A 25,702-nucleotide genomic window follows, 5' to 3' on the forward strand; every position below is an offset into this window, starting at 1 on the left:
AAGGAGAAAGCCCGGCCCGCCGAAGCGGACCGGGCTTTCCGGGAAAGCGACCGGACTCAGAAGTCCATGCCACCCATGCCACCGGACGGGTCGGCGGGAGCGGCCGAAGCCTTCTCCGGCTTGTCCGCCACGACGGCCTCGGTGGTCAGGAACAGCGCCGCGATGGACGCGGCGTTCTGCAGCGCGGACCGGGTGACCTTCGTCGGGTCCGGCACGCCGGCGGCGAGCAGGTCCTCGTAGACACCCGTGGCGGCGTTGAGGCCGTGACCCTGCGGCAGGCCCTTGACCTTCTCCACCACGACGCCGCCCTCGAGGCCGGCGTTGATCGCGATCTGCTTGAGCGGGGCCTCGACGGCCACCTTGACGATGTTGGCGCCAGTGGCCTCGTCGCCCTCGAGCTTCAGGCCCGCGAACGCGGCTTCGGCGGCCTGGATCAGGGCCACGCCACCACCGGCGACGATGCCCTCTTCCACGGCGGCCTTCGCGTTGCGCACCGCGTCCTCGATGCGGTGCTTGCGCTCCTTGAGCTCGACCTCGGTCGCGGCGCCGGCCTTGATGACGGCCACGCCGCCGGCCAGCTTCGCGAGCCGCTCCTGCAGCTTCTCGCGGTCGTAGTCCGAGTCCGAGTTGTCGATCTCGGCGCGGATCTGGTTGACGCGACCCTGGATCTGGTCGGCGTCGCCCGCACCCTCGACGATGGTCGTCTCGTCCTTGGTGATGACGGCCTTGCGGGCCTTGCCCAGCAGGGACAGGTCCGCGTTCTCCAGCTTGAGGCCGACGTCCTCGGAGATGACCTGGCCACCGGTCAGGATCGCGATGTCCTGCAGGATCGCCTTGCGGCGGTCACCGAAGCCCGGGGCCTTGACGGCGACGGACTTGAAGGTGCCGCGCATCTTGTTGACGATGAGGGTGGCCAGGGCCTCGCCCTCGACGTCCTCGGCGATGATCAGCAGCGGCTTGCCGGACTGGATGACCTTCTCCAGCAGCGGCAGCACGTCCTTGACGGTGGAGATCTTGGAACCGAAGAGGAGGATGTACGGGTCCTCCAGCTCGGCTTCCTGACGCTCCGGGTCGGTCACGAAGTAACCGGAGATGTAGCCCTTGTCGAAGCGCATGCCCTCGGTGAGCTCGAGCTCGAGGCCGAAGGTGTTGCTCTCCTCGACGGTGACGACGCCTTCCTTGCCGACCTTGTCCAGCGCCTCGGCGATCAGCTCGCCGATGGTGCGGTCAGCGGCCGAGATCGAGGCGGTAGCAGCGATCTGCTCCTTGGTCTCGATCTGGACGGCGGCCTTGTGCAGCTGCTCGGTGACGGCCTCGACGGCCGCCTCGATGCCACGCTTGAGGGAGATGGGGTCGGCGCCGGCGGCGACGTTGCGCAGCCCCTCGCGGACGAGGGCCTGGGCGAGCACGGTGGCGGTGGTGGTGCCGTCACCCGCGACGTCGTCGGTCTTCTTGGCGACCTCCTTGACGAGCTCGGCCCCGATCTTCTCCCACGGGTCCTCGAGCTCGATCTCCTTGGCGATGGAGACACCGTCGTTGGTGATGGTCGGCGCGCCCCACTTCTTCTCGAGCACGACGTTCCGGCCCCGCGGGCCGAGGGTCACCTTGACGGCTTCGGCGAGGGTGTTCAAGCCGCGCTCAAGACCGCGGCGGGCGTCCTCGTCGAACGCGATCAGTTTGGCCATTGCGGTGTGGTCCTCCGGTATTGGGCGCCACCGCCACGTGGTCTACAGCGGCGGCGGCAGGACTCTTCCTCGGCCAGGCTCGGTGCCCGCGACGGACGACTGGACCCGGGTGGGGGTCAGCCTCACCGTCCCGACCTTTGGCACTCGACGGCGTCGAGTGCCAAGACCGTGTTTAGCACTCTCCGGGTGAGAGTGCAAGAAGACCTGCTCAGCGCCGCACGGATTCAGCTGCTCGGCTTGATGGAGATCGACGGCGGCGGCGTCTTCAGCGACGACGTCGGGTTGCTCTGCGAGTCACCGGGGCCGACCGGGATGTTGGGGGCCGTGGTCTGGCCGCCACCGCCGCCGCTGTCGCCGCCGCCGAACAGGAAGATCGCGCCCACGACCAGGCCGGCCACCACGACGAGGCCGAGCACGAGGAAGATCCACTTCTTGCCGCCGCCGCTCTTCGGCTGGTGGAACGCGCCCGCGCCACCGGCGGGCATCGGCGGGCGCAGCCGCATCGGGTCCTGGCCGTAGCCGGGCGGCGGGCCCTGCGGCGGCATGCCCGGCTGCTGCGGGTAGCCGTAGCCCTGCGGGGGCATGCCCTGCGGCGGCATCCCCGGCTGCTGCTGCGGGTAGCCGTACCCCGGCGGCGGACCCTGCGGGGGCATCCCCGGCGGCGGCCCCTGCGGACCGCCGGGACCTTGCGGGCCCGGGCCGTAGCCGGGCTGCTGCTGTCCTCCGTACGGATGCACGGGGGCCCCCTCTCCCTGCGGTGCGCTGTTCTGGTGCGGCCCCTGTTGTACCTGACCGGAGCGCTGCGGCGCGGGGATTCCACCCGAATTGGACCCCGGCGGACCCGGTGGGGTGTCCGACACCGCGAGGGGGCCGAGCGCGCGGCGGGCGGCCGCGATCATCTCGACGCAACTGGGGTAGCGGTCCGCGGGGTTCTTCGCCATCCCCTTCCGGATGACCTCGTCGATCGCCGGCGGCAGCGCGACGGCGCGGGAGATCGCCGGCGGGTCGCCGTTGAGGTGGCCCTTGATCACCGTCGGCACGTCGCCCTTGAACGGCGGGCTGCCGGTGAGGCAGGCGTAGAGGACGCACGTCAGCGCGTACTGGTCGGTCCGCCCGTCCAGCGGCTCGCCGCGCAGGTGCTCGGGCGCCGCGTACGTCGGCGAGCCGAGGAAGTCACCGCCGCGCGTCCGGTGGCCCGTCGCGCCGCGGCGGGTCAGCCCGAAGTCGGCGACGTAGACGTGCTCGCGCGACGTCTCCTTCTTCGTCACGAGCACGTTGGCCGGCTTGACGTCGAGGTGGACCAGACCACGGTTGTGCAGGGTGTCGAGGGCGTCCGCGACCTGGTCGAGCATGGTCAGGGTGCGCGCGGGCGCGATCGGGCCGCTCGCGATCAGGCCGGCGAGATCGCCGCCGTCGACCATGCGCATGGCGATGTAGAGCATGCCGTCGAGCTCGCCGAAGTCGTACAGCGGGACGACGTTGGCGTGGTCGATCGCGGACGTGTTGCGCGCCTCGTCGACGAACCGCTCGCGGAACTCGGCGTCGGCCCCGAGGTGGTCACCGATGACCTTCAGCGCCACCTTGCGGCCGAGACGCACGTCCGTGGCCTTGTAGGTCACGCTCATGCCGCCCTTGCCGAGCACCCCGTCGATGCGGTAGTTGCCCAGCCGGCGACCGGTGAGGTCCCCCGACACATCGCCTGTCACGCCCGGCAGCCTAACGTCCCAGGTTCGCAGGCTGCCGGGGGTTCGCCAATCGGGTGATGAAGGTCCTCAGGAGACCTTGCGGACGTCCGCCGCCTGACTCCGCCCGTCACGCCCGGACTGGACTTCGAACTCGACGCGGTCGCCTTCGTCCAAAGTGCGGAATCCTTCGGCCTGGATGGCCGAATAGTGGACGAACACGTCCGGACCGTCGGTGGATTCGATGAACCCGTAGCCCTTTTCCGAGTTGAACCATTTGACGGTGCCGACAGCCACGGCGCCCTCCCTCAGCACAAAGGATCCGCTGGCCCGAGCGGATGCCAGCGGCGGAAGTGCCAATCACGCTACCGGAATTACCGCCCTCGGCAATGGGCAATTCGTTTGAAGATCACGCTGAAGAAAGGCGTCTGTTCCGCGCTTGCACGAGCACCGTCCCGGGCCCCGCGAAGTCGACCGCGAGCCCTTCTCCGGTGCGCAGCGACTGCGGGCCGCCGGGGTCGAGCGCCCGCAGCCGGCACTGCACCGTGTCCGGGTACGCCAGGAGGTAGTCCGGCCGGACCGTGACCAGCTCGCCCTGGCCGAGTTCGAACGCGTCCACCGGGCCGGGCGCGGCCAGCACGAGCGGCCCGGTCCCGCTGTAGTGCTCGAGGAACCCCGAGTCGGCGCCGAAGAGCTGCTGCAGCGGCGCCCAGCCCGGGTCGGTCCGCGCCGACGACGGCCGCACCAGCACGGCTTCGCGGTGCACCGACCAGCCCGTGCCGCCGCCGAGTTCGAGCGGGTAGACGTCACCGGGGCTCAGCGGCGCGAAGTCGATCCAGCCGCCGTCGGACGGGGCGGTGTACACCGCCGTCGACGCCTTGCTCGCGCGGACGCCGCGGCCCGCCGCCGTCTCGGTCACGCCGAACCGGCTGGCGAGCAGCGTCTCGGGCGCGGCCTGCACGGACTCGCCCGGGTCGAGCAGGACGCGGGCGACGCCGAAGCCGGGGGTGTGCCGGGTCTGGACGCGCATGGTCAGCGGTTGCTCGGCACGTGGGACAGGATCCACGAGATGAGCGCGGCCGGGTTCCGCGTCTGGGTCATCACCTGGCCGGGGCCGGCGAAGTCGAACACCAGGCCCTCGCCGGTGCTCATGGTGTGGAAGAGGCGCTCGGAGACCCGGCGCGTCTGGTACTGGACGGTGTCGGCGAACGCGACGACGTGCCCGGTGTCGATGGTGACGACCTCGCCCGGCTGCAGGGTGATGGTCTCGATCGCGCCGTAGCAGCTGACCAGGACCTGGCCCTGCCCGGAGGCGTGGGTGAGGAAGCCGCCCTCGCCGCCGAAGAGGTTCTTGAAGCCGCCCCACTTCGTCTCGGTCTGCACGCCGTGCGAGGAGGCGAGCCAGTTGCCGCGGGTGATGCACCAGCCGGTGCGGCCGTCGAGCTGGACCATCTGGATGTCACCGGGCAGGTTGTCGGCGACGTCGACCCAGCCGCCGTTCTGCGGGGCGGTGAAGGTGGAGATGAACCACGACTCGCCGCCCGCGGCCGAGCGGACGAAGCTCTTGAGGATGCCGCCTTCCGAGCGGCCCTCGGCCTGCACGCCGTAGCTCGTGGCCATCATCGCCCCGGACTGGACCTGGCACGGTTCGCCCGGCGCGAGCATGAGCCGCGCGACGGCGAACGAAGGCTGCTGACGGACCTGGACCTGCATGCGTACTCCCCGTTTGCGTGCTCGTGACGGGCCGGGCGAGGCTCATTCGGACGTCGCCCGGCGCGAGGCAACCGTAGCCGTGTCCCCGCGGCGAAGTGCGCCGGGCTGATCCGAATGAGCCTCGGTCTTGCACGCCCCCCGAAGACGGGGAGGATGGTCCGGTGATCTCCGTCGACGACTACCGCGACCGGGTTGCCGCGCTCCTCGGCACCTCCCCCGCCACCGCCCTGCCCCTCGCCGCCGCGGCCGGCCTCGTCCTGGCCGAGGACGTGCGGGCCGGTGTGTCCCTCCCGCCCTTCGACAACTCGGCGATGGACGGCTACGCGGTCCGCGCCGCCGACGTGGCCGCGGTGCCGGTGACCCTGCCGGTGGCCGACGACATCCCGGCGGGCCGCGTCGACGTCCGGCCGCTCGAACCGGGCACCGCGCAGCGGATCATGACCGGCGCGCCGCTGCCGCCCGGCGCGGACGCGGTCGTCATGGTCGAGGACACCGACGGCGGCACCGAGACCGTGACGATCACCGCCGCGGCCACGGAAGACGCGCACATCCGGCGCTCGGGCGAGGACGTCCGCGAGGGCACCGTCGCGCTGCCCGCCGGGACCGTCCTCGGCCCGTCGCAGCTCGGCCTGGCGGCCGCCGTCGGGCTCGCCGAGGTGCGGGTCCACCGGCCGCTGCGGGTGCTGGTCGCGTCCACCGGCACCGAGCTGGTCGACGCGCCCGCCCCGCTGCGGCACGGCCAGATCTACGAGTCCAACAGCGTCACCCTCGCGGCGGCGATCCGCGGCCTCGGCTGCGAGGTCGAGGTGGTCCGCAGCGTCGTCGACGACGTCGAGGAGTTCCGCAAGGTCATCGAGCCGAAGCTGGCCGACGCCGACCTCCTGGTCACCTCCGGCGGCGTCAGCGCGGGCGCGTACGAGGTGGTGAAGGACGCCCTGACCGGCCAGGGCGTCGAATTCACGAAGATCGCGATGCAGCCCGGCGGCCCGCAGGGCAGCGGCCGCTGGCAGGGCGTGCCGGTGGTGGCGCTGCCCGGCAACCCGGTCAGCGTGCTCGTGTCGTTCGAGGCGTTCCTGCGCCCGGCGCTGCTGACCGCGCTGGGCCACACCGACGTCACGCGGCGGCGGGTGCGGGCCCGGCTGCTCGAGGCGATGCCCTCGCCGGCCGGGCGCCGCCAGTACCGCCGCGGCGTGTTCACCCCGTCCGACGGGGAGGTCACCGGGGTGGTCGGGCCGCGCGGCGGGCCCGGCTCGCACCTGCTCGCCGCGTTCACGCAGGCCAACTGCCTGATCGTGCTGCCGGAGGACGTCACTTCGGCAGCGGAAGGGCAAGAGGTGGACGTGTTGCTGCTGTGAGCGGGAAGTCGCGCTCCTTCGCCAGCGGCACGAGCATGCCGAGCGCGAGGACCAGCACACCGGACATCACCCAGAGCGTCTCGCGGACGCCGATCGCCTCGCCCAGCACGCCGCCGAGGACCCCGGCCAGCGGGATCGTGCCGTAGTTGACGATCGACGCGCTCGAGGTGATCCGGCCGAACAGCTCGGGCGGGCAGTAGCGCTGCCGGAACGTCGTGGTCAGCACGTTCGAGGCGACCACGCCGGCGCAGACGCCGAACTCCGCGACGACGAACAGCGCGAGTCCCCAGCCCGGGCCGCTCAGCGGGCCGAGCAGCAGCATCGGCGCCGCGAAGACCTCGCACAGCAGGAACGCGCGGGCGGTGCCGAAGCGCGCGCCGAGCCGGCCCGCGACCGCCGCGCCGAGCACCCCGCCGGCCGCGGCCAGCGCCAGGACCAGCCCGACCAGGCCGGGTGCGGCGCCGAGCGTGCGGGACAGGAAGACGATCTGGATGGCCTGGTACCCGGTCAGGGCGAGGTTCGAGACCGCGCCGAACGTCATGAGCGTGCGCAGGTAGCGGTCGCCGAGGGCGAACCGGAGGCCTTCGGCGATCTGGCTGCGCAACGGCGTGCGCGGCACCGGGACCACGGTTTCGCGGACCCGGATCGCCCGCACGCACAACACCGAGACGCCGAAGCTGACCGCGTCGGCCAGCACTCCGCTGACCGGGCCGAACGCCTGCGCCAGCAACCCGGCCAGGCCGGGCCCGCCGACCTGCGTCGCGGACTCGCTGCCCTGCAGCTTGGCGTTGGCTTCGAGGAGGTCGCCCTCGCCGACCAGCGCGGGGAGGTACGCGCGGTAGGCGAGGCTGAAGAAGACCTTGGCGACGCCGCCGAGCAGGGCCGCGGCGATCAGGTACGGCATGGTCAGCGCCCCGAAGGCGGCGGCGAGCGGCACGCTGCCGAACACCGCCATCGACACCGCGTTGCAGGTCAGCATCACCGGGCGCTTCGCGAGCCGGTCGACCCAGGCGCCGGCGGGCAGGCCGATCACCAGCCACGGCACCCAGGCCACCGCCGTCAGCAGCGCGACCTGGAACGTGCTCGCGCCCAGCGTGACCACCGCGACCAGCGGCAACGCCGTGCCGGCGACCATGCTGCCGAGCATGCTCGTGGTCTCGCCGGTCCAGAGCAGCCGGAAGTCCCTGTTCCCCCAGAGCCCCTTCACGGCTTGCCCAGCGAAGCCCGCGCGGCGAAGAAGACGGCGTGCCGCTCGACGCCGTCACCCGGTTCGGTGCGGTTTTCGAAGTCGGCCAGCAGGAGCAGGACCCGTTCGTTCAGCTCTTCCAGCTCGGCGGCGGACAGCCGCATCCAGGTGTCCGTGCTGAACGCGACGCCGCGCCACTGCGGCGGGTAGGTCTCGCGGGTCGCGATCCACTCGCGCGCGATCGCCGTCTGGTGGTCGAGGGTCAGCACCTCGGCGGCCTCGGCGATCGGGTCGTCCGGGAAGTCCGCGGACGCCCACCGCAGGGTCTTCACGCTGCGCTTCCACCAGCGTTCCCGCTGGTCACGGGCCAGCTCGGGGGCCTCCTCGACCAGCTTGGCCGCGGCCAGCACCTTCATGTGGTGGCTGATGTTCCCGACCGCCTGGTCGGTCTTGCCCGCCAGCATCGACGCCGTCGCCGGGCCGTCCAGGTGGAGCAGCTCCATCAGCCGTCGCCGCAGCGGGTGCGACACCGCCGCCAGCACCTTCGAATCCCGGATGTCCCGGACCTCGTCACTCATGACGCACAAGAGTAGTTGTACAACAACTCTTGTGCAATGACTCTTGTACGTCCTGCTCGCGTAAGCTCGCGCCATGGGTTTCGTCGCATGGGTGATCTTCGGTGCGATCGTCGGCTGGGCCGCGAACCTGGTCGTCGGCGGCCGGGACCGGCGCCGGCAAGGCTGCCTGGTCAGCGTGCTGGTCGGCGTGGTCGGCGCGGCCCTGGGCGGGCTGCTCTACCGGCTCGCCACCGGGCAGGCGAAGACGTTCGACTTCGACTTCCCGAGCTTCGGCGTGGCCGTCCTCGGCGCCGTCGTGCTGCTGGCGATCCTGCGGCTCGTCAGCGGTCTCGGCCGTCGTCCGAGTGACCGTTTGTAACGTTTGCCGGACAAGCCGTGATCAGAACCGCTCCGGCGGGTAAAATGTGTCCTCACGCGCACTACCCGGTGGCCGGGTGCCTGCGCCGTCGGGGGGCGCATGCACCCGGCCTCTCTTCTTCGCCTCGATGACGACATCGACGGCGCGCGCCGGGTCCACGAGGGAAGGCAGCGGCACTTCGTCGATCTCCGCGCGCCACGCGCCGAAGAGCTCGTCGAGGCGAGCGTCGGCGGGGTCGCGGTGGTCGGTCATCGTCCTTCTCCCAGTCGGGTGGGGAGCGCTCTCGGCAGCGCCCCGAACGGCATCAACTACTCAGTGTTGTCGTCGAATTCGACCTTGTGTTACCGGGATGTGGCCGCTCCCACCCGGAGCGGGGACACCCTCGCGAGGGAGCCGACCAGGGGCGCACGGAGACCGCCGCCCGGTGCAGCGGTAGCGTGGTGACGCCCATCCGCGGCCGCCGGACCCGGCGCCGACCCGTCCTTCCGACACGAAACCAGGGGACCCGACCATGAGCGGCACCCGGCCGGAGCCCGCCGGCAACCCAGTCGCGCACGCCGTCCAGCTCGCCCGCGAGACGCTGCCGCCGATGCACAAGGCCGGCCGTCCGTTCGTGGCGGGCGGAGTGGCCGCGACGCTGCTCGCCGGCCGGTTCTCCAAGGGCCTGGGCGTCTTCGGGGCCCTCGCGACCGCGGCGGTGGCCGCGTTCTTCCGCGAGCCGAAGCGGGTGGCGCCGCCGCGCGACGACGTCGCGCTGGCCTCGGCCGACGGTCTCGTGTCGCTGATCGAGGAAGCCGTCCCGCCGGCCGAGCTCGGCCTGCCCGCCGAGCCGCGGATGCGCGTTTCGGTGTTCCTCTCGGTGTTCGACGTGCACGTCCAGCGCGTTCCGGCGACCGGCGTGATCGAGCGCGTCGCCTACCGCCCGGGCAAGTTCCTCTCCGCCGACCTCGACAAGGCCAGCGAAGACAACGAACGCAACTCCGTGCTCATGCGCACCGAAGACGGCCACGAGCTCGTCGTGGTGCAGATCGCCGGGCTGGTCGCGCGCCGCATCCTCTGCGAGATCCGCGAGGGCGACAAGGTCGGCGCCGGCGCGACGTACGGCATCATCCGCTTCGGCTCCCGGGTCGACCTCTACCTCCCGCCGGGTTCGCGCGTGCTGGTCGCGAAGGGCCAGCGCACGGTCGGCGGCGAGACCGTGATCGCGGAACTCCCCGCCTCGCCTGCGAAGGGCTGATTCGATGGTCCGCGTGACCACCCCCGGCGTGCGGCTGCTGCCGAACGCCATCACGGTGCTGGCGCTGTGCTCGGGCCTGTCGGCCGTGCAGTTCGCGCTGACGAAGAACTACGCGATGGCCATCGCCGCGATCGGCATCGCGGCGGTGCTCGACAGCCTCGACGGCCGGATCGCCCGCCTGCTCGACGCGACGTCGAAGATGGGCGCCGAGCTGGACTCGCTGTCCGACGGCATCTCGTTCGGCGTCGCCCCGGCCCTGGTCATCTACGTGTGGCAGACCGGCGCCGACCGGATCGGCTGGGTGGCGTCGCTGGTCTTCGCCGTCTGCATGATCCTGCGGCTGGCGCGGTTCAACACGCTGCTCGACGACACCGAGCAGCCGGCGTACGCGAGCGAGTTCTTCGTCGGCGTCCCGGCGCCGGCGGGCGGCCTGCTCGGCATGCTGCCGCTGGTCGCGGAGCTGCAGTGGGGCGAGGGCTGGTGGTCTTCGCAGTACGTCGTGTGGGCGTGGACGATCGCCATCGCGGCCCTGCTGATCAGCCGCATCCCGACGCTGTCGCTGAAGACGGTCAAGGTGCCGGCGAAGGCGATCGCGCCGATGCTCATCGCGGTGGCCCTGCTGGCCGCGGCGATCATCCAGTTCCCGCTGGTGGCGCTGGTGATCGCGATGCTCCTGTACCTGGCGCACATCCCGTACTCGGTGTACCGGCACCGCTGGCTGGCGGCGCACCCCGAGGCCTGGACGGTCCCGCCGCGCGAGCGCCGCGCGATCCGCCGGGCCCGCTCCCAGCGCCGTCTCGGCCTCCGGCCGCCGCTGCGCCGCCGGGTCGCGGGCGCGGCGATGCGCGCCGTCCGCCTCCCCCGCAACGGCGAGACGGTCCGCACCCCCCGCGGCAGCCAAAACGGCCAAGGCCCCCGCCGCCGCTCCTGGCGCCAGATCGGCCTGCGCCGCAAGTAAGCCGTGTCGACCCTCCAATCACACGTGATGCCCCTCCAATCACGCGAGATGCCTCTCCAATCACACGAGATGCCCCTCGAGTCACATGAGATGCCTCTCCAATCACACGAGATGCCCTTCGAGTCACACGAGATGCCTCTCCAATCACACGAGATGCCTCTCCGGTCACACGAGTCGCCCGGCCGGGTACGCGAGTCCGCCGTCTCGGTCCGGCGATCACCCGTGATCCAGGCGGCATCACCCGTGATCCGGCGGGCATCACGCGTGATGCGGGAGGCATCACGCGTGATTGAAGGGGCATCACGTGTGATTGGGGGGACGACACGGCTTTCCGCTCCTGCCGGGCCGTCGGATCGCTAGGGTGAACGGCGTGAGCCACCCGCAGATCACGCTGACCGTCCGGCACACGCCGTCGGCGCTGGACACCCGCCGCGGCGTCGTCCGGCTGCACCCCGAAGTCCTCGACGCGCTCGGCCTGCGGGCCTGGGATGCCGTGCACCTCACCGGTGCCCGGGTCAGCGCCGCGCTCGCGGCGCCCACCGATGAGGCCGACGTGCCCGGGATCCTGCTCACCGACGACGTCACCATGTCGAACCTCGGCGTCTCCGAGGGCTCCGAGGTCGTCGTCGCGCCCGCGGACGTCGCCGCGGCGAAGACGGTCACCGTCGCCGGGTCGCGGCTGGCCAGTGTCTCGGTCAGCCCGCACATGCTGCGGCTCGCCCTGATCGGCAAGGTCCTCACCGTCGGTGACGCCGTTTCGCTGCTGCCGCAGGACCTCGCGCCGACGCCGGGGTCCGACCCGGCCGGCCTGCGCGGCCAGCTGTCCCGCGCGATCGGCGCGACCTGGACGAACGAGCTGCTCACCGTCACCGCGACCGAGCCGGCCGGCACGGTGGCGGTCGGACCGTCCACAGTGGTCGTCTGGCGCGACGGCGCCCGGCCGGCGCCCGAGCCCGCGCAGCCCCGGACGGCGACCGCGCTGGTGCGCACCTCGGCGGTCACCGCGGCCGAGGAGTGGATCGACGCCGAGATCGTCGAGGACGAAGTCGCCGTGGTCGAGGAGACCGCCGAGCCCGCGGTCCCGCTGGCCGACCTGATCGGCGCCGAGGCGACCGCGCGCAAGCTCGCCGAGTGGTTCGACCTGGCGTTCCACCGCCCCGAACTGCTGGCCCGCCTCGGCGCGCCCGCGCACCTGGGCGTCCTGCTGTCCGGCCCCGAAGGCGTCGGCAAGGCGACGCTCGTGCGGTCGGTGGCGAAGGAAGCGGACATCCGCGTGGTGCCGGTGGCCGCGCCGAACCTCGCGGTGCTCGACCCGAACGTCGCGGTCGCGCGCCTGCGCGAAGCCGTCCGCGGCGGCGAGGGCCCCACTGTGCTGCTGGTGACCGACGTCGACGCGCTGCTGCCCGCGGCCACGCCGCCGCCGGTCGCGACCGTCGTGCTGGAGGAGCTGCGGACGGCCCTGCGGCGGGAGCGCTTCGCCGTCGTCGCGACGACGGCCCGTGCGGAGTCGGCCGACCCGCGGCTGCGCGCCGCCGACCTGCTCGACCGCGAGCTCAGCCTCGCCCTCCCGGACGCGAAGACGCGCCGCGAGCTGCTGAACGTCCTGCTCCGCGACGTCCCGCTCGACACGGGCATCGACTGCGGCGTCCTCGCCGAGAAGACACCGGGGTTCGTCGCGGCGGACCTGATCGCCCTGCGCCGGGACGCGGCGCTGCGGGCGGCCCTGCGCCAGCGGGAGGCCGACGAGCCGCGCATCTCGCAGCAGGACCTGCTGGACGCGCTCGCGACCGTCCGGCCGGTGTCGATGTCCACATCGGACAACCTGGCCACCGGCGGCCTGACCCTCGACGACGTCGGGAACATGGTCGACGTCAAGCAGTCCCTCACCGAAGCCGTGCTGTGGCCGCTGCGGTACCCGGACTCGTTCGCGCGGCTCGGCGTCGAACCGCCGCGCGGCGTGCTGCTCTACGGGCCGCCCGGCGGCGGCAAGACGTTCCTGGTGCGGGCGCTGGCCGGCACCGGCGCCCTGAACGTCTTCGCGGTCAAGGGCGCCGAGCTGATGGACAAGTGGGTCGGCGAGTCCGAACGCGCCGTGCGGGAGCTGTTCCGCCGGGCCGCGGAGGCCGCGCCGTCGCTGATCTTCCTCGACGAGATCGACGCGCTGGCCCCGCGCCGCGGCCAGTCGTCCGACTCCGGTGTCGCCGACCGCGTGGTCGCGGCGCTGCTGACCGAGCTCGACGGCGTCGAGCCGATGCGCGAGGTCGTCGTGCTGGGCGCGACGAACCGGCCGGAGCTGGTCGACCCGGCCCTGCTGCGGCCCGGACGGCTGGAGCGCCGCGTCTACGTCCCGCCGCCGGACGCCGAGGCCCGCGCCGCGATCCTGACGGCCACCTCGAAGAACACGCCGCTGGCGTCCGATGTGGACCTCGCCGGGGTGGCGTCCACTCTGGACGGCTACTCGGCGGCCGACTGCGCGGCGCTGATCCGCGAGGCGGCGCTGACGGCGATGCGCGAGTCCCTGGAGGCCCGCGAAGTCACGGCAGCGCACCTGGAGACGGCGCGCAAGACGGTCCGCCCCAGCCTCGACCCGGTGCAGCTCGCGGCGCTGGAGTCCTACGCGAAGACCCAGGCCGGGGACTGAACCGTCAGCTGCCCTTGTGGCCGGACTGGTAGTTGTTGGTCACGATGACGATCACGCCCGGGCTCGCGCTCTGGATGCCCTCGAAGCGGGGTTCGGCCTTGAAGCCGAACTCCTGCGCGAGCTGCTTGGCCGCGGCTTCCTCGTCGGTGCCCGGGCGGAAGTACGCCGTGGTCGCCGGGATGATGCCCTGGGAGTAGTTGCTGACCTCGGTGACGTTCCAGCCCGCGCCGGCGAAGTCGTCCTTCGCGCGCGCCGCGAGGCCCTTGATCGTCGAGTTGTTGAAGACCCGGACGGTCACCCACTTGTTGGACGCCTGCTGGTCACCGGGCTGGCCCGGCTGGCCGGGCTGCCCCGGCTGGCCCGAGGTCGGCTGCCCGGGCGTCGGCGACGGCGGTGTCGGCGAAGTCGGGTTCGTCGAGGTCGACGGCGGAGGCGTCGAAGACGTGCCCGAAGGCGGCTGCGACCCGCTGGTGGTGCCCGGCTGCGTCGACGTGCCGCTCGGCCCGGCCTCGTTGGACCCGTTGCCCCCGCTCAGCGCGGAGATCCCGCCGATCACCGCCGCGATGACGGCGACGCCGACCAGGGCGACGCCCGCGGCCTTCATCGGCCGGGACATTCCCGAAAACACGCTCATTTCAGCTCGATCCCCAGTCGCCGGGCGCCTCGCTTGCGCTGGCGGGCGGCGCGGGTCTTGCGCAGCCGCTTCACCAGCATCGGGTCGGCTTCGCTCGCCTCCGGCTTCTCCAGCAGCTTGTTGAGCAGCTGGTAATAGCGCGTGGCGGACAAGTCGAAGCGTTCGCGGATGGCGTTCTCCTTCGCCCCGGCGTGCCGCCACCACTGGCGCTCGAAGGCGAGGATCTCGACCTCGCGTTCGGTCAGGCCGGGCACGGGCTTCGGCGGCGACGGCTGCGGCTCAGCCATCGACTCCGCGGCGTCCATCCGAGTCCCTCTCAATCGGGCGTCATGGCGAATCAGACCTAGCTCTTCCGCGGGCGCCATTCAACCACGGAAGCGCACGCCGACGTGGGCATCCGCGTCGGCGCGTCACGGTCTGATGCAGGTCTACCAGAGGGGTCCGACTAAACTGCGTGGTCGTGACCATCCACCCCATCGTTATCGCCGGCGAACCCGTGCTGCACCAGCCGACCCGGGAGATCACCGAGTTCGACGAGAAGCTGCGCACGCTCGTCGACGACATGTTCGAGACGATGTACGCCGCCGAGGGCGTCGGCCTCGCGGCGAACCAGATCGGGCTCGGCCTGCGGGTGTTCGTCTACGACTGCCCGGACGACGAGGGCGTGCGGCACAAGGGCGTCGTGGTCAACCCGAAGCTCGAGACCTCGGAGATCCCGGAGACGATGCCGGACCCGGACGACGACTGGGAGGGCTGCCTGTCGGCGCCCGGCGAGTCGTACCCGACGGGCCGCGCGAAGTGGGCGAAGGTGACCGGCTCGGACGTCGAGGGGAATCCGATCGAGGTCGAGGGCACCGGCTACTTCGCGCGCTGCCTGCAGCACGAGACCGACCACCTGGACGGGTACCTCTACCTCGACCGCCTGGTCGGCCGCCACGCGCGCGCGGCGAAGAAGATGCTGAAGTCGAACAAGTGGGGCGTCCCGGGCAACTCCTGGCTGCCGCCGAAGACCCCCGAGGACGACGGCGCCGTCATCTGACCGCTCCGAAGGGCCCCTCGCGATCGAGGGGCCCTTCGGCGTTCAGCAGCCGAGGAAGTGGCAGCGGACCACCTGCGGCGTCTCCAGGGTCGAGCCCGCCTTGACGTCCCAGGCCAGCCGGACGTACTGCGCGTGCGTCCAGGCCAGCGGGGTCGCCGACGTGGTCGGCGTGCCGGCCGGGAAGCCGGTCTGGCCGGACGGCGGATTCTCGTCCCACACCTGCTCGGGCATGGTCTCCGCCGAGCTGCTCACCCGGCCGAGGTCACGCAGCCGCCGCGCGGCCGACGCCGGGTCGCCGAGCGTCAGTTCGTACTCGCCGCGCTCGCCGGCGAGCAGCGGCCACAGCCGGCCGAACGTCGTGCGGCTCCCGGCCGGGAACGTGTAGTCCCACGGCGAACCGTCGGCCTGCTCGCCGTAGCCGTCCTTCGTGTACCGGTGCCAGAACTGCCCGGTCGGTGTCGTGAACGCGATGTCCTTGTCCGTGACGCGGACGCTGTTCCTGATCACCGGGTCGTCGGCGCGGTAGACGCCGAGCCGGACCAGGTCGAGGAAGCCCGCGTCGGTGACCGCGCGCTGGTCCATCGTGACGCTCGAGTTGCCGAGGTTGTACGTCGTCCCGGCGTTGGCGTTCGCGTCCTTGGTGAGGCGGACGAAGTACGGGTCCTTCGACAGCGGCCCGTTCGTGGTGATCGTCTGCTTCGGCAGGTCGGCCTTCATCTTGTCGGCCGCGGCCAGGTACCGGGCGGCGTCGGCGGACGCGCCGTTGTGCGAAGCGATGTCCGCGGCGCAGACGAGCCCGGCGATCACCGAGGCGATGGTCGACGGGGACCAGCCGTCCTGCTCCTCCCAGCGCTCCTGCTGGGTGTACGGCGACGCCTGCCCGTTCGGACCCCGGTACCCGATGATGAAGTCGGCGGCCTTGCGCACGCCGGGCCACAGATCGGTCCGGCCGAGCTGCTGGGCCAGCACGATCGGGAACGCGGTCTCGTCGAGCTGGACCGACGTCCAGTACGGGACGCCGTCGACGCGGCTGTTCTGCGGCAGGTGCCCGTCGGCCTGCTGCTGCGTGCCGAACATGTACGACACCGCGCGGTTCGCCGCGGCCCGGTCGCCGCCGGCGGCCAGGCCGGTCGCGATCTGGTAGAGGTCACGCGGCCAGACCAGGTGGTAGGTGCCGGACGGCGACCACTCCGGGTCGTTGTTCCCGAACCGCCACGGCATGCTCGGCGACGCGATGAAGGCGCCCGGGTGGTGCTTGTCCTCGCTGGCGGCGAGGGTCAGCATCGACGCCTTGTACAGGTCGCGCTCGGCGTCGGTCTTCAGCGACGACGGTGGCTTGCTCACCCCGCGCAGGTACTGCTCCCAGCCGCGGTCGTACGCGCGGGTGATGTCGCGGACCCCGCGTCGCTGCGACGCCTGCGCGCTCTTCACCGCGTCGGCGGCCTTCGCGCCCATGCCGAGCGCGAGCGTGACGTGCCGGTTCCGGACGCCGTCGGCGGTCGTCTGCCCGGTCAGCACGACGTTGCCCTTGGCGGCGGTGTCGTACTGCGCGAGCTTGAAGGTCTTCGTGAGCTGTGTGTTCCCGTCGGACACGCCCGCGTAGCCGACGCTCGTCTTCGTGAAAGCGGGCTTCGCGGTCAGCGCGGCGGCGTTCGTCGCGTCCTGCGCGGTGACGGCGTCGCCCTGGCGCGCGGCCGAGTCGTCGGAGCCGTCGTTGGTGAGGTCCGGGTCGGCGACCGCGTAGAGCTGGTAGGGCCGCCCGGTGAGCGACTGGAAGTCGACGTCGACCAGCACGGTCGTGGCGGCCGGGTCGGTGACGTAGGTCTTGGTGAGGCGCCAGCGGTGCTGGTCGTCGGTGCTGGTCTGCTCGTAGGTCAGGCTGTCGGCGTCGGTGCGCCGGACCTGCTGGGACTTGGCGGTGTAGTCGGCGACGGCGAAGCTGCGGCCGTCCGTGACGACGAAGTTCGCCGACCGGACGCTCGGCGTCGACAGGTCCGGGTAGTACACCTCGGACATCTGGCCGCCCTGCAGCGTGAACCAGACGTTGCTCGAGCGGTCGTGAGCCGTGCCGAAGCCGGTCTTGTTCGCGGGCAGCCAGCTCGGATGGGCTCCGGGAGCGCCGGGAGCCTCACCCTGGGCCGCCGCGGTCGCCGGGATCAGTCCGGTGACCAGCAGCCCGGCGAGGGCGCCGAACATGAGTTTTCGCATATCAACCCCACAGAAGATCGCTTCTGCACCGTTACAGAAGCGCTTTGGGAGTCTGCCGCCGAATCTTCACCGGCGCATGGTCCGAACCGGTGAACCACTGACCGTCACTGGTCCGGTCGGCGGTTCACGGACAGCGAACCCGCGCCCACCTCGTTCGGGCGCACACTTGTAGTACCTGCAACGGTGTAATCGAGGTGCATCCATGGACGAGGCGATGGACGCCTATTCGCGCGCGGTCAGCACCGTCGCCAAGACCGTCACCCCGCACGTCGCCGGGGTGCAGCTCGCACGTGGCGGCGGCTCGGCCGTCGTCTTCGCCGACGACGGCCACCTGCTCACCAACGCCCACGTCGTCGGCGACCACCGCCGCGGCGTCGCGACCTTCGCCGACGGCAGCGAAGTGCCCTTCGACGTCGTCGGCGCCGATCCGCTGTCGGACCTCGCCGTGCTGCGGGCGCGTGGCGAGACGCCGTCGGCCGCCCAGCTCGGCGACGCCGACCAGCTCGTCGTCGGGCAGCTCGTCGTGGCCATCGGGAGCCCGCTCGGGTTCTCCGGCACCGTCACCGCGGGCGTCGTCAGCGCGCTCGGCCGGGCGCTGCCGGTGCGGCAGGGGCGCACCACCCGCGTGATCGAGGACGTCATCCAGACCGACGCGGCGCTCAACCCGGGCAACTCCGGCGGCGCGCTCGCCGACTCCGCCGGCCGCGTCGTCGGCGTCAACACCGCCGTCGCCGGCGTCGGGCTCGGGCTCGCCGTGCCGATCAACGCGACCACCCGGCGGATCATCGACACGCTCGTCGTCGAGGGCCGGGTGCGGCGCGCGTACCTCGGCGTCGTCGGCGTGCCCGCGCCGCTGCCGGACGACGTCGCCGAGCGCACCGGCCAAGCCGCCGGGCTGCGGGTCCACGAGGTGGTCGCGGGCGGGCCCGCCGACCGCGCCGGGCTGCACGCGGGCGATCTCGTCCTGACCGTCGGGCGCGCCCGCGTCTCGGACGCCCAGGGCATCCAGCGGCAGCTGTTCGCGGAGGTGATCGGCACCGCACTGCCGATCACTGTGCTGCGCAACGGAGCCATGGTCGACGTGTACGCGACCCCCGCCGAGTTGGTCGGGTGAGGTGAGCGGACTTGAGTATGCGCTCCCGGCGTGGCATGGTCGGGGGCACAACACCAACGCGGGAGCTCGCGCCATGGCGGGCTGAGAGGGTGACTTGCTTCGGGCAGGCGTCACCGACCGCATGAACCTGACCGGGTAATGCCGGCGTAGGGAGTGAAAGTCGTTGACGACGCTGGAAAACAAGCACGTCTCCGTCACCACGGGTCCGATCACCGGATCGCACAAGACGTACCACCAGACCGAATCCGGACTGCGGGTTCCGGCGCGCCGGATCGATCTCTCCAACGGCGAACACTTCGACGTCTACGACACTTCGGGCCCGTACACCGATCCCGACGTGTCGATCGACGTCCACAGTGGACTGCACCGGCTGCGCGCCGGGTGGGCCGACGGCCGTGCGCACAACACCCAGCTCGGGTGGGCCAAACAGGGTGTCATCACGCGGGAGATGGAGTACATCGCCGCCCGCGAACGGGTTGCGCCGGAGTTCGTGCGCGACGAGGTCGCGAGCGGGCGCGCGGTGATCCCGGTCAACCGCAGGCACCCCGAGTCCGAGCCGATGATCATCGGCAAGAACTTCCTGGTGAAGATCAACGCCAACATGGGCAACTCGGCCGTCTGGTCGTCGGTCGAGGAAGAGGTCGACAAGATGGTGTGGGCGACCCGCTGGGGTGCCGACACGATCATGGACCTTTCGACGGGCAAGCGGATCCACGAGACGCGCGAGTGGATCATCCGCAACTCGCCGGTCCCGGTCGGCACGGTGCCGATCTACCAGGCCCTGGAAAAGGTCGACGGGGAACCGGAAAAGCTGTCGTGGGAGATCTACCGCGACACCATCGTCGAGCAGTGCGAACAGGGCGTCGACTACGTCACGGTGCACGCCGGCGTGCTGCTGCGCTACATCCCGCTGACCGCGCGGCGCGTCACCGGGATCGTCAGCCGCGGCGGGTCGATCATGGCCGCGTGGTGCCTGGCGCACCACCAAGAGTCCTTTTTGTACACCCACTTCGAAGAGCTCTGCGAAATCCTGCGGCAGTACGACGTCACGTTCTCCCTCGGTGACGGCCTGCGTCCCGGCTCGATCGCCGACGCCAACGACCGCGCCCAGTTCGCCGAGCTGGAAACCCTCGGCGAGCTGACGCACATCGCGCGGTCGCACGACGTCCAGGTGATGATCGAAGGCCCCGGCCACGTGCCGATGCACAAGATCAAGGAGAACGTCGAGCTGGAAGAGAAGCTCTGCGGCGAGGCACCTTTCTACACGCTCGGTCCACTAGCGACGGACATCGCGCCGGCGTACGACCACATCACGTCGGCCATCGGCGCGGCCCAGATCGGCTGGTACGGCACGGCGATGCTGTGCTACGTCACGCCGAAGGAGCACCTGGGCCTGCCGAACCGCGACGACGTCAAGACGGGCGTGATCACGTACAAGATCGCCGCGCACGCCGCCGACCTGGCCAAGGGGCACAAGTACGCGCAGGAGTGGGACGACGAGCTGTCGAAGGCCCGCTTCGAGTTCCGCTGGAACGACCAGTTCAACCTGTCGCTGGACCCCGACACCGCGCGGTCGTTCCACGACGAGACGCTGCCCGCCGAGCCGGCCAAGACCGCGCACTTCTGCTCGATGTGCGGTCCGAAGTTCTGCTCGATGCGGATCACGCAGGACGTCCGCAAGTACGCCGAGGAACACGGTCTGTCCACTGTGGAAGCCATCGAGGCCGGGATGGCTTCGAAGTCGGCGGAGTTCACCGAGTCCGGCGGCAAGGTCTACCTGCCCGTGGTGCAGCCGTGACACCGCCCACCGCCCTCACCATCGCCGGATCCGACTCCGGCGGTGGTGCGGGCATCCAGGCGGACCTGAGGACGTTCTTCGCGCACGGCGTCCACGGGCTCGTCGCGCTGACCGCGGTCACCGTGCAGAACTCCCTGGGTGTGCAAGGCTTCACGGAGATCCCCGCCGACGTCGTCACCGCGCAGATCAAGGCGGTGGCGTCCGACATGGGCGTCAACGCGGCGAAGACCGGGATGCTGGCTTCGGCCGAGATCATCCGCGCGGTGGCGAAAACCCTGGACGAGGTCGAGGTCGGCCCGTTCGTGGTCGACCCGGTGGCGGCGTCGATGACCGGGCACGCCCTGCTGCGCGAGGACGCCCTGGAGGCGATCCGCACGGAGCTGTTCCCCCGCGCGACCTTGATCACGCCGAACCTGGACGAGGTCCGGCTGCTGACCGGCGTTTCCGTCGTCGACCCGGCCTCCCAGCGCGCTGCCGCCGAGGCCCTGCTGGGCTTCGGCTCCCAGTGGGTCTTGGTCAAGGGCGGCCACATGGAAGGCACGGCCGAGTGCGTCGACCTGCTTTCCGACGGCCGCGAATTCATCTCGCTGAGCGGCCCCCGCTACGAGACGGAAAACACCCACGGCGGCGGCGACACCTTGGCGTCGGCGATCACGTCGTCGCTGGCGAAGGGCGCCTCGGTACCGGACGCGGTGGCAGCGGGCAAGAAGTTCATCGAGCGCTGCGTGGCGGAGGCCTACCCCCTGGGCGCAGGCGTCGGCCCGGTCTCCCCGTTCTGGGTCCTGCCGCAGTCGTCGTGAGCGTCCGGCGACACGCCGCGAGCCATCAGCGGACCGGCTGCAGCTCCCGGCCGTCGTAGGTCTCGCGGGCCGCGCGGATGCGGCCGAAGTTCGCCTGGGACCACGCGCTCAGCGCGATCAGGTGCGCGCCCACCTCCGCGCCCATGTCCGTCAGCGCGTATTCGACTGTCGGCGGCGTTGTCGGGTACACGGTGCGCGTGAGGAAACCATCGCGCTCCAGCTGGCGGAGGTTCTGCGTCAGCATCTTCTGGCTGATGCCGTCGACGGCGCGGCGCAGTTCGCCGAACCGGTGCGGGCCGCGGGCCAGCGCGCCCAGCATCAGCGCCGTCCACTTGTTGGCCAGCAGGTCCAGCACGTCCCGGCAGGGACAGCTCCGGAGATAGACGTCCCAGGGTCCGTCCTGGTCACAGGTGGTTTCCATCAGGTACCTACTTCACTCGGAAGTGCCTTCTAGCGAAAAGTGACGAACGCTCCGAGTATAGGAGAACCCGAAGAGAAGGAGTGTGGAGATGCGCATCGTGACCCAGCAGGCACTCGGCGGGCCGGAGGTGCTGAGCGTCACCGAAGCACCGCGGCCGGAACCAGGGCCGACGGAGGTCCTGGTGCGGGTGAAGGCCGCCGGCATCAACCCCGTCGACTGGAAGGTGCGGGCCGGCGGCGGGTTCCTCGGTGAGCCGCCGTTCACCGTCGGCTGGGACGTCGCCGGGGTCGTCGAAGAGGCCGGCTTCGGCGCGACCGGCGTCCGGGAGGGTGACGAAGTCCTCGGCATGCCGTGGTTCCCGCGCCCGGCCGGCGCCTACGCGGAGTACGTCACCGCGCCCTCGCGGCACTTCGTGCGCAAGCCCGCCGCGCTGTCGTTCGCCGAGGCCGCCGCGCTGCCGCTGGCCGGGCTCACCGCCTGGCAGGGCCTGGTCGACGTCGCGAACGTCCGAGAGGGGCAGCGCGTGTTCGTCGACGCCGCCGCGGGCGGGGTCGGCCACCTCGCCGTCCAGATCGCCAAGGCGCGCGGCGCCTACGTGATCGGCACGGCCAGTGCGGGCAAGCACGGCTTCCTGCGCGAACTCGGCGTCGACGAGCCGATCGACTACCACGACCCGGAAGCGACGACGTCCGACGTGGACGTCTACTTCGGACTTGTCGGTGAGGAGAGCGATCTGCGCTGGCTGCCCGCGATCAAGGCGGGCGGGCTGTTGATCGGCGTGCCCAGCGGCGTCGCCGACCGCGTGGCGCAGCAGGCCGCCGAACGCGGTGTCGGGGTGGAACGGATCCTCGTGGAGCCGGACCGCGGCGGGCTGGCCGGCCTCGTCGAGCTGATCGAGGCCGGCCGCCTGAAGGTCCGCGTCGAGCAGACCTTCCCGCTGGAAGAAGCCGCCAAGGCGCACGAGCTGGGTGAGTCCGGCCGGGTGTCCGGCAAGCTCGTGCTGACGGTCTAACCCCGGGCGAGCACCTGCGGCAGCACCGTCGTGAGCCCGGTCCAGTCGGCCGTGACCACCGACGTGTGCTGCTTCGCCAGGTCGGCGACGCGCTGGTTGGCCTGGTCGACCGTCGGGTTGTGGGCGTCGATGGCCGGCGCGACGTTCTGCGCGTCGGTCATCACCACGTAGTAGTGGTTGGCGTCGTACCACCACGGCCCGGTCTGCGTCACCCACGCGTTCGCGTCGCCGTCGAACACGACGAACCACGGCTTGAGGTCGGCGGTGTACTTGTCCCGCGGGTCACCGCCGGCCGCGCCGTGCACGGTCGGGAAGATGTTCGCGTCGCCCAGCTTGCCCGCGTTCTTGAGGCCCAGCAGGTACTGCGCGTACTCGACATCGGTGTGCAGCGTGTCGGTCGGGTTCCCCTCCTCGACGGTGCCCGGGATGATCTCCGTGATCACCCGGCCCCGCAGCGCGTCCACTGACGGCCAGTTGTCCGCTTTGGCCGCGTCGTCGAGCGTGGCGTAGCTGCCGAGCAGCTCGGCCGGGCGGAACGCGACGCTGCCGAGGTGCGCCTTGAACGTGGCGTCGAGCAGGGCGGGGCCCATGCCGGTGTTGGCCGAGAAGCCCGTCTTCATCTCCAGCTTGAGCGTGATCGGCGTGTGCCCAGGGTGCGCGGCCAGCCAGATCCGGATGTCGTCGAGGCAGTACTCGAGGTTCTTGTTCGTCCCGCCGCTGTACAGCTGCGACGCCGAGGTGGCCGCGACGCAGTTGTTGTTGTTCCCCAACGGGTTCGAGTGGCTGACTTTCCACTCGTGGGTGAAGAAGTCCGGCCAGACGTCCAGCTCGATCAGCGACGAGCCGGCGTCGAGCGCCTGCGCCAGGTAGCCGTAGGCCGCCGGGTCGTACGTGTTGTGCACGCCGACGGTCGTGACGTGGGACAGCTTCGGGCTGTCCGCGTGCGCCGCCGTCGCCCCCGAGAGCGCGAGCGCCGCCGTGAGGATTGCCACCGAGAAGAGCTTCATCCAGGCTCCTTCGAACGTGAGTAACGTTCACAATGTCCCACCGTGGTTGACTGTTGATGAAGCAAAAGAGGCTGATTGGCCTAGACCAGAAGTCGGGAAACCACCATGACGACGAGCCTGCCGACCGCGTTGACCATCGCCGGGTCGGACTCCGGTGGCGCCGCCGGGCTGCAGGCGGACCTGCGCACGTTCCTGACCTGCGGCGTGCACGGCCTGGTCGCGGTCACGGCCGTCACGGTCCAGAACACCCTCGGCGTGCACGACCGCGCCGACCTGCCGCCGCACATCGTGGCCGGCCAGATCGAGGCCGTCGCGTCGGACATGGGCGTGGGCGCGGCGAAAACGGGCATGCTGGCCTCGGCCGGGATCATCCACGCGGTCGCGGCGGCGTGCGACAACGCGGACATCGGACGCGACGAGAAGATCCCGTTCGTCGTCGACCCGGTCGCGGCGTCGATGCACGGCCACCCGCTGTTCGACGAAGCGGGCCTGCACGCCCTGCGCGACGAACTGCTCCCGCGCGCGACGGTCCTGACGCCGAACCTCGACGAGGTCCGCCTGCTCACCGGCATGACCGTGAAGGACCGCGAAGGCATGCACACCGCGGCCGTGGTGCTGCACCGGATGGGCCCCCGGTACGTCCTGGTGAAGAGCGGCCACCTGCAGGCGGACCCCGAGTGCGTGGACCTGCTGTTCGACGGCTCGACGTTCGTGGAGCTGCCCGGCAGGCGCTACTCGACACCGCACACGCACGGCGCGGGCGACACGATGGCGTCGGCGCTCACCGCCGGGCTCGCGAAGGGCATGTCCGTGGTCGAGGCGGCCCGCTACGGCAAGTGGTTCGTCTCGCACGCCGTCGAGCACGCGTACCCGATGGGCGCCAAGGTCGGGCCGGTCTCGGCCTTCTGGCGGCTGGCACCCGAAGAACGCTGAGCACCGGCCCGGTTACCATCCCTGCGTTTACTGATCCTTGACTCACGCGGGGGGCGGCCTTGACCGGACGCGAGCGGGTGGCGAAGGTCCTCGAAGACCGCCGCTTCCAGAACTTCATCATCGCGGTGATCGTGTTCAACGCGGTCACGCTCGGCATGGAAACGTCGACGTCGCTGATGGACGGCTTCGGCGGGCTCCTGCACACCCTCGACCACATCGCGCTCGGCGTCTTCGTCGCCGAGCTGCTGGCGAAGTTCTACGCCTACCGCGGCGGGTTCTTCCGCGACCACTGGAACGTCTTCGACCTGCTGGTCGTCGGCATCGCGGTGATCCCGGCGACCGGGCCGTTCGCCGTCCTGCGGTCGCTGCGCGTGCTCCGCGTGCTGCGGCTGATCTCGGTCGTGCCGTCGATGCGGAAGGTCGTCTCCGGGCTGCTCGCCGCGATTCCCGGGATGGCTTCGATCGCCGCACTGCTCGCCCTGATCATCTTCGTCGCGGGCGTCATGGCGACGAAGCTGTTCGGCGTCATCGACCCGGGCGACTTCGGCGACCTCGGCACGTCGTTGTTCACGCTGTTCCAGGTGATGACCGGCGAAGCGTGGCCGGACATCGCGAAGACGATCATGGAACAGGCGCCGATGGCCTGGATCTTCTTCGTCGTCTACATCCTGGTGTCCAGCTTCGCGGTGCTGAACCTCTTCATCGCCGTCGTGGTCAGCGGCATGGAAGACGAGCTGCGCCAGGACATCCGCGAGGAAGAGGCGAAACAGGCCGAAGCACAGGCCGCGGCCAACCAGGAGATCCTCGACGAGCTGCGCGCCGTCCGCGCCGAACTCGCCCAGCTGCGCCGGGAGCGGGTCCCCTAGTCAGCCCTCGTCGGCGATCAGGGCTTCGAGTGCCGGGAGCGCCGCCGTCAGCGCTTCGCGGTGCTCGGGCGTCAAGCGGTCGAGGCGCCGGTTCAGCTCCTGGACCCGCGTCGACCGGACGCCGGACACCAGCCGCTCGCCTTCTTCGGTCGCCTTCGCGAGCCAGGCGCGCCGGTCGACCGGGTCGGACTCGCGGCTGACGTACCCCGCTTCGACCAGGGACGCGATGATCCGCGACATGGTCGCCGCGGCGACGCCCTCCTTCGCGGCGAGGTCGCCGAGGCGCAGCTGACCGGAGATCACCAGCGTCGCGAGGGCCGAGATGGCGCCGTGGCCCGGCCCGGGCACGCCGGCCTGGCGCAACGACCGGGACAGCCTGCCGACGGCGAGGTACAACCTGCCCGAGGTGTCCTGAACCGATGTGGTCACGGCTGGCTCCTTCTGCCCTGGCCCCGCCGCGGATGCGCCGGAAAGTGC

The 25,702-nt window shown here is 71.2% G+C and carries 26 protein-coding genes and 1 riboswitch; of the genes, 12 read left to right on the forward strand and 14 right to left on the reverse strand.

The features are described 5' to 3' along the window. Positions 1-56 precede the first annotated feature (56 nt). The 5 genes from groL to ACYVLJ_RS04165 all read right to left on the reverse strand — a co-directional run bounded on the left by groL (position 57) and on the right by ACYVLJ_RS04165 (position 5,080). Positions 57-1,685 carry a chaperonin GroEL gene (gene groL, locus ACYVLJ_RS04145; RefSeq protein ID WP_003085442.1) on the reverse strand — a complete coding sequence of 543 codons (1,629 nt, stop codon included), beginning with the start codon at positions 1,683-1,685 and terminating at the stop codon, positions 57-59. A 224-nt stretch (positions 1,686-1,909) separates the two neighbouring features. Then, entirely contained in the window at positions 1,910-3,391 is a 1,482-nt protein-coding gene (locus ACYVLJ_RS04150; protein ID WP_460437797.1) for a serine/threonine-protein kinase, read from the reverse strand. A 66-nt stretch (positions 3,392-3,457) separates the two neighbouring features. Beyond that, positions 3,458-3,664, reverse strand: coding sequence for a cold-shock protein (locus ACYVLJ_RS04155; protein ID WP_329054617.1), 207 nt, complete (start codon positions 3,662-3,664; stop codon positions 3,458-3,460). A 112-nt stretch (positions 3,665-3,776) separates the two neighbouring features. Beyond that, positions 3,777-4,397, reverse strand: coding sequence for an AIM24 family protein (locus ACYVLJ_RS04160; protein ID WP_460437798.1), 621 nt, complete (start codon positions 4,395-4,397; stop codon positions 3,777-3,779). Positions 4,398-4,399: 2 nt separating this feature from the next. Then, entirely contained in the window at positions 4,400-5,080 is a 681-nt protein-coding gene (locus ACYVLJ_RS04165; protein WP_451968958.1) for a TIGR00266 family protein, read from the reverse strand. A 161-nt stretch (positions 5,081-5,241) separates the two neighbouring features. On the opposite strand from ACYVLJ_RS04165, the gene moeA reads away from it, so the two are divergent. Beyond that, positions 5,242-6,435 carry a molybdopterin molybdotransferase MoeA gene (moeA, locus tag ACYVLJ_RS04170; RefSeq protein ID WP_460437799.1) on the forward strand — a complete coding sequence of 398 codons (1,194 nt, stop codon included), beginning with the start codon at positions 5,242-5,244 and terminating at the stop codon, positions 6,433-6,435. On the opposite strand, the gene ACYVLJ_RS04175 is transcribed toward moeA, so the two are convergent. Both ACYVLJ_RS04175 and ACYVLJ_RS04180 read right to left on the reverse strand, forming a co-directional pair. Continuing rightward, on the reverse strand, positions 6,389-7,642 hold the full coding sequence (locus ACYVLJ_RS04175) for an MFS transporter (RefSeq protein ID WP_460437800.1): 1,254 nt from the start codon (positions 7,640-7,642) through the stop codon (positions 6,389-6,391). The genes moeA and ACYVLJ_RS04175 overlap by 47 nt on opposite strands. Further along, on the reverse strand, positions 7,639-8,199 hold the full coding sequence (locus tag ACYVLJ_RS04180) for an ArsR/SmtB family transcription factor (protein ID WP_451968962.1): 561 nt from the start codon (positions 8,197-8,199) through the stop codon (positions 7,639-7,641). Before ACYVLJ_RS04180 ends, ACYVLJ_RS04175 begins: the two co-directional genes overlap by 4 nt. A 73-nt stretch (positions 8,200-8,272) precedes the next feature. Here ACYVLJ_RS04180 and ACYVLJ_RS04185 point away from each other — a divergent pair, with 73 nt between their 5' ends. Beyond that, entirely contained in the window at positions 8,273-8,557 is a 285-nt protein-coding gene (locus ACYVLJ_RS04185) for a GlsB/YeaQ/YmgE family stress response membrane protein (protein ID WP_451968964.1), read from the forward strand. Positions 8,558-8,578: 21 nt separating this feature from the next. On the opposite strand, the gene ACYVLJ_RS04190 is transcribed toward ACYVLJ_RS04185, so the two are convergent. After that, positions 8,579-8,809, reverse strand: coding sequence for a hypothetical protein (locus ACYVLJ_RS04190; protein WP_451968965.1), 231 nt, complete (start codon positions 8,807-8,809; stop codon positions 8,579-8,581). Positions 8,810-9,068: 259 nt separating this feature from the next. On the opposite strand from ACYVLJ_RS04190, the gene ACYVLJ_RS04195 reads away from it, so the two are divergent. From ACYVLJ_RS04195 to ACYVLJ_RS04205, 3 genes are all read left to right on the forward strand, one after another. Further along, the gene (locus tag ACYVLJ_RS04195) at positions 9,069-9,794 is read left to right on the forward strand and encodes a phosphatidylserine decarboxylase (RefSeq protein ID WP_460437801.1); all 726 of its coding nucleotides are present in this window, start codon (positions 9,069-9,071) and stop codon (positions 9,792-9,794) included. Between the two features lie 4 nt (positions 9,795-9,798). Next, positions 9,799-10,752 carry a CDP-diacylglycerol--serine O-phosphatidyltransferase gene (gene pssA / locus ACYVLJ_RS04200; protein WP_451968968.1) on the forward strand — a complete coding sequence of 318 codons (954 nt, stop codon included), beginning with the start codon at positions 9,799-9,801 and terminating at the stop codon, positions 10,750-10,752. Positions 10,753-11,122: 370 nt separating this feature from the next. Next, complete coding sequence (locus ACYVLJ_RS04205; RefSeq protein WP_460437802.1) at positions 11,123-13,393, forward strand: AAA family ATPase; 2,271 nt, start codon at positions 11,123-11,125, stop codon at positions 13,391-13,393. Positions 13,394-13,397: 4 nt separating this feature from the next. Here ACYVLJ_RS04205 and ACYVLJ_RS04210 read toward each other — a convergent pair whose 3' ends face one another. Then, positions 13,398-14,027 carry a LytR C-terminal domain-containing protein gene (locus tag ACYVLJ_RS04210; RefSeq protein ID WP_460437803.1) on the reverse strand — a complete coding sequence of 210 codons (630 nt, stop codon included), beginning with the start codon at positions 14,025-14,027 and terminating at the stop codon, positions 13,398-13,400. After that, positions 14,024-14,332 carry a DUF3263 domain-containing protein gene (locus ACYVLJ_RS04215; RefSeq protein WP_451968972.1) on the reverse strand — a complete coding sequence of 103 codons (309 nt, stop codon included), beginning with the start codon at positions 14,330-14,332 and terminating at the stop codon, positions 14,024-14,026. The genes ACYVLJ_RS04210 and ACYVLJ_RS04215 overlap by 4 nt, the downstream gene beginning before the upstream one ends. Before the next feature lie 155 nt (positions 14,333-14,487). Here ACYVLJ_RS04215 and ACYVLJ_RS04220 point away from each other — a divergent pair, with 155 nt between their 5' ends. After that, positions 14,488-15,066: a peptide deformylase gene (locus tag ACYVLJ_RS04220; RefSeq protein WP_451968973.1), complete on the forward strand. Its 579-nt coding sequence runs from the start codon at positions 14,488-14,490 to the stop codon at positions 15,064-15,066. A 42-nt stretch (positions 15,067-15,108) separates the two neighbouring features. Here ACYVLJ_RS04220 and ACYVLJ_RS04225 read toward each other — a convergent pair whose 3' ends face one another. Then, the gene (locus ACYVLJ_RS04225) at positions 15,109-17,274 is read right to left on the reverse strand and encodes a glycoside hydrolase family 15 protein (protein ID WP_460437804.1); all 2,166 of its coding nucleotides are present in this window, start codon (positions 17,272-17,274) and stop codon (positions 15,109-15,111) included. A 202-nt stretch (positions 17,275-17,476) separates the two neighbouring features. Between ACYVLJ_RS04225 and ACYVLJ_RS04230 the strand changes: the two genes are divergently transcribed. The 3 genes from ACYVLJ_RS04230 to thiD (ACYVLJ_RS04240) all read left to right on the forward strand — a co-directional run bounded on the left by ACYVLJ_RS04230 (position 17,477) and on the right by thiD (ACYVLJ_RS04240) (position 20,986). Further along, the gene (locus tag ACYVLJ_RS04230) at positions 17,477-18,388 is read left to right on the forward strand and encodes a S1C family serine protease (protein ID WP_460437805.1); all 912 of its coding nucleotides are present in this window, start codon (positions 17,477-17,479) and stop codon (positions 18,386-18,388) included. 48 nt (positions 18,389-18,436) lie between these two features. Continuing rightward, positions 18,437-18,558: riboswitch (TPP riboswitch) on the forward strand. Further along, the gene (thiC, locus tag ACYVLJ_RS04235) at positions 18,552-20,186 is read left to right on the forward strand and encodes a phosphomethylpyrimidine synthase ThiC (RefSeq protein ID WP_460437806.1); all 1,635 of its coding nucleotides are present in this window, start codon (positions 18,552-18,554) and stop codon (positions 20,184-20,186) included. (Overlaps the previous riboswitch by 7 nt.) After that, positions 20,183-20,986, forward strand: coding sequence for a hydroxymethylpyrimidine/phosphomethylpyrimidine kinase (gene thiD / locus ACYVLJ_RS04240; RefSeq protein WP_460437807.1), 804 nt, complete (start codon positions 20,183-20,185; stop codon positions 20,984-20,986). The genes thiC and thiD (ACYVLJ_RS04240) overlap by 4 nt, the downstream gene beginning before the upstream one ends. A 25-nt stretch (positions 20,987-21,011) precedes the next feature. Here thiD (ACYVLJ_RS04240) and ACYVLJ_RS04245 read toward each other — a convergent pair whose 3' ends face one another. Further along, positions 21,012-21,407 carry a winged helix-turn-helix transcriptional regulator gene (locus ACYVLJ_RS04245; protein WP_460437808.1) on the reverse strand — a complete coding sequence of 132 codons (396 nt, stop codon included), beginning with the start codon at positions 21,405-21,407 and terminating at the stop codon, positions 21,012-21,014. A gap of 88 nt (positions 21,408-21,495) precedes the next feature. Here ACYVLJ_RS04245 and ACYVLJ_RS04250 point away from each other — a divergent pair, with 88 nt between their 5' ends. Then, positions 21,496-22,419, forward strand: coding sequence for an NADP-dependent oxidoreductase (locus ACYVLJ_RS04250; RefSeq protein ID WP_460437809.1), 924 nt, complete (start codon positions 21,496-21,498; stop codon positions 22,417-22,419). On the opposite strand, the gene ACYVLJ_RS04255 is transcribed toward ACYVLJ_RS04250, so the two are convergent. Then, positions 22,416-23,426, reverse strand: coding sequence for a phosphatidylinositol-specific phospholipase C domain-containing protein (locus ACYVLJ_RS04255; protein ID WP_460437810.1), 1,011 nt, complete (start codon positions 23,424-23,426; stop codon positions 22,416-22,418). The two genes, ACYVLJ_RS04250 and ACYVLJ_RS04255, sit on opposite strands and share 4 nt — an antisense overlap. A 105-nt stretch (positions 23,427-23,531) precedes the next feature. On the opposite strand from ACYVLJ_RS04255, the gene thiD (ACYVLJ_RS04260) reads away from it, so the two are divergent. Further along, a complete protein-coding gene (thiD, locus tag ACYVLJ_RS04260) occupies positions 23,532-24,359 on the forward strand; it encodes a bifunctional hydroxymethylpyrimidine kinase/phosphomethylpyrimidine kinase (protein ID WP_451968989.1) in 828 nt (275 codons plus the stop codon). Positions 24,360-24,418: 59 nt separating this feature from the next. After that, a complete protein-coding gene (locus tag ACYVLJ_RS04265; RefSeq protein WP_460437811.1) occupies positions 24,419-25,225 on the forward strand; it encodes an ion transporter in 807 nt (268 codons plus the stop codon). On the opposite strand, the gene ACYVLJ_RS04270 is transcribed toward ACYVLJ_RS04265, so the two are convergent. Then, a complete protein-coding gene (locus tag ACYVLJ_RS04270; RefSeq protein WP_451968993.1) occupies positions 25,226-25,654 on the reverse strand; it encodes a MarR family winged helix-turn-helix transcriptional regulator in 429 nt (142 codons plus the stop codon). Between the last annotated feature and the right edge of the window lie 48 nt (positions 25,655-25,702).

The sequence above is a fragment of the Amycolatopsis stemonae genome (assembly GCF_054781455.1).

What these genes read in the sequence shown, in the direction of transcription:
- ACYVLJ_RS04160 (WP_460437798.1), bottom strand. Translation starts at nt 4,397, where the DNA reads ATGCGCGTCCAGACCCGGCACACCCCCGGCTTCGGCGTCGCCCGCGTC.
- ACYVLJ_RS04195 (WP_460437801.1), top strand. Translation starts at nt 9,069, where the DNA reads ATGAGCGGCACCCGGCCGGAGCCCGCCGGCAACCCAGTCGCGCACGCC.
- ACYVLJ_RS04255 (WP_460437810.1), bottom strand. Translation starts at nt 23,426, where the DNA reads ATGAAGCTCTTCTCGGTGGCAATCCTCACGGCGGCGCTCGCGCTCTCG.
- groL (WP_003085442.1), bottom strand. Translation starts at nt 1,685, where the DNA reads ATGGCCAAACTGATCGCGTTCGACGAGGACGCCCGCCGCGGTCTTGAG.
- ACYVLJ_RS04215 (WP_451968972.1), bottom strand. Translation starts at nt 14,332, where the DNA reads ATGGACGCCGCGGAGTCGATGGCTGAGCCGCAGCCGTCGCCGCCGAAG.
- ACYVLJ_RS04190 (WP_451968965.1), bottom strand. Translation starts at nt 8,809, where the DNA reads ATGACCGACCACCGCGACCCCGCCGACGCTCGCCTCGACGAGCTCTTC.
- ACYVLJ_RS04250 (WP_460437809.1), top strand. Translation starts at nt 21,496, where the DNA reads ATGCGCATCGTGACCCAGCAGGCACTCGGCGGGCCGGAGGTGCTGAGC.
- ACYVLJ_RS04210 (WP_460437803.1), bottom strand. Translation starts at nt 14,027, where the DNA reads ATGAGCGTGTTTTCGGGAATGTCCCGGCCGATGAAGGCCGCGGGCGTC.
- ACYVLJ_RS04180 (WP_451968962.1), bottom strand. Translation starts at nt 8,199, where the DNA reads ATGAGTGACGAGGTCCGGGACATCCGGGATTCGAAGGTGCTGGCGGCG.
- ACYVLJ_RS04230 (WP_460437805.1), top strand. Translation starts at nt 17,477, where the DNA reads ATGGACGAGGCGATGGACGCCTATTCGCGCGCGGTCAGCACCGTCGCC.
- ACYVLJ_RS04225 (WP_460437804.1), bottom strand. Translation starts at nt 17,274, where the DNA reads ATGCGAAAACTCATGTTCGGCGCCCTCGCCGGGCTGCTGGTCACCGGA.
- thiD (WP_451968989.1), top strand. Translation starts at nt 23,532, where the DNA reads ATGACGACGAGCCTGCCGACCGCGTTGACCATCGCCGGGTCGGACTCC.
- ACYVLJ_RS04185 (WP_451968964.1), top strand. Translation starts at nt 8,273, where the DNA reads ATGGGTTTCGTCGCATGGGTGATCTTCGGTGCGATCGTCGGCTGGGCC.
- pssA (WP_451968968.1), top strand. Translation starts at nt 9,799, where the DNA reads ATGGTCCGCGTGACCACCCCCGGCGTGCGGCTGCTGCCGAACGCCATC.
- ACYVLJ_RS04165 (WP_451968958.1), bottom strand. Translation starts at nt 5,080, where the DNA reads ATGCAGGTCCAGGTCCGTCAGCAGCCTTCGTTCGCCGTCGCGCGGCTC.
- ACYVLJ_RS04245 (WP_460437808.1), bottom strand. Translation starts at nt 21,407, where the DNA reads ATGGAAACCACCTGTGACCAGGACGGACCCTGGGACGTCTATCTCCGG.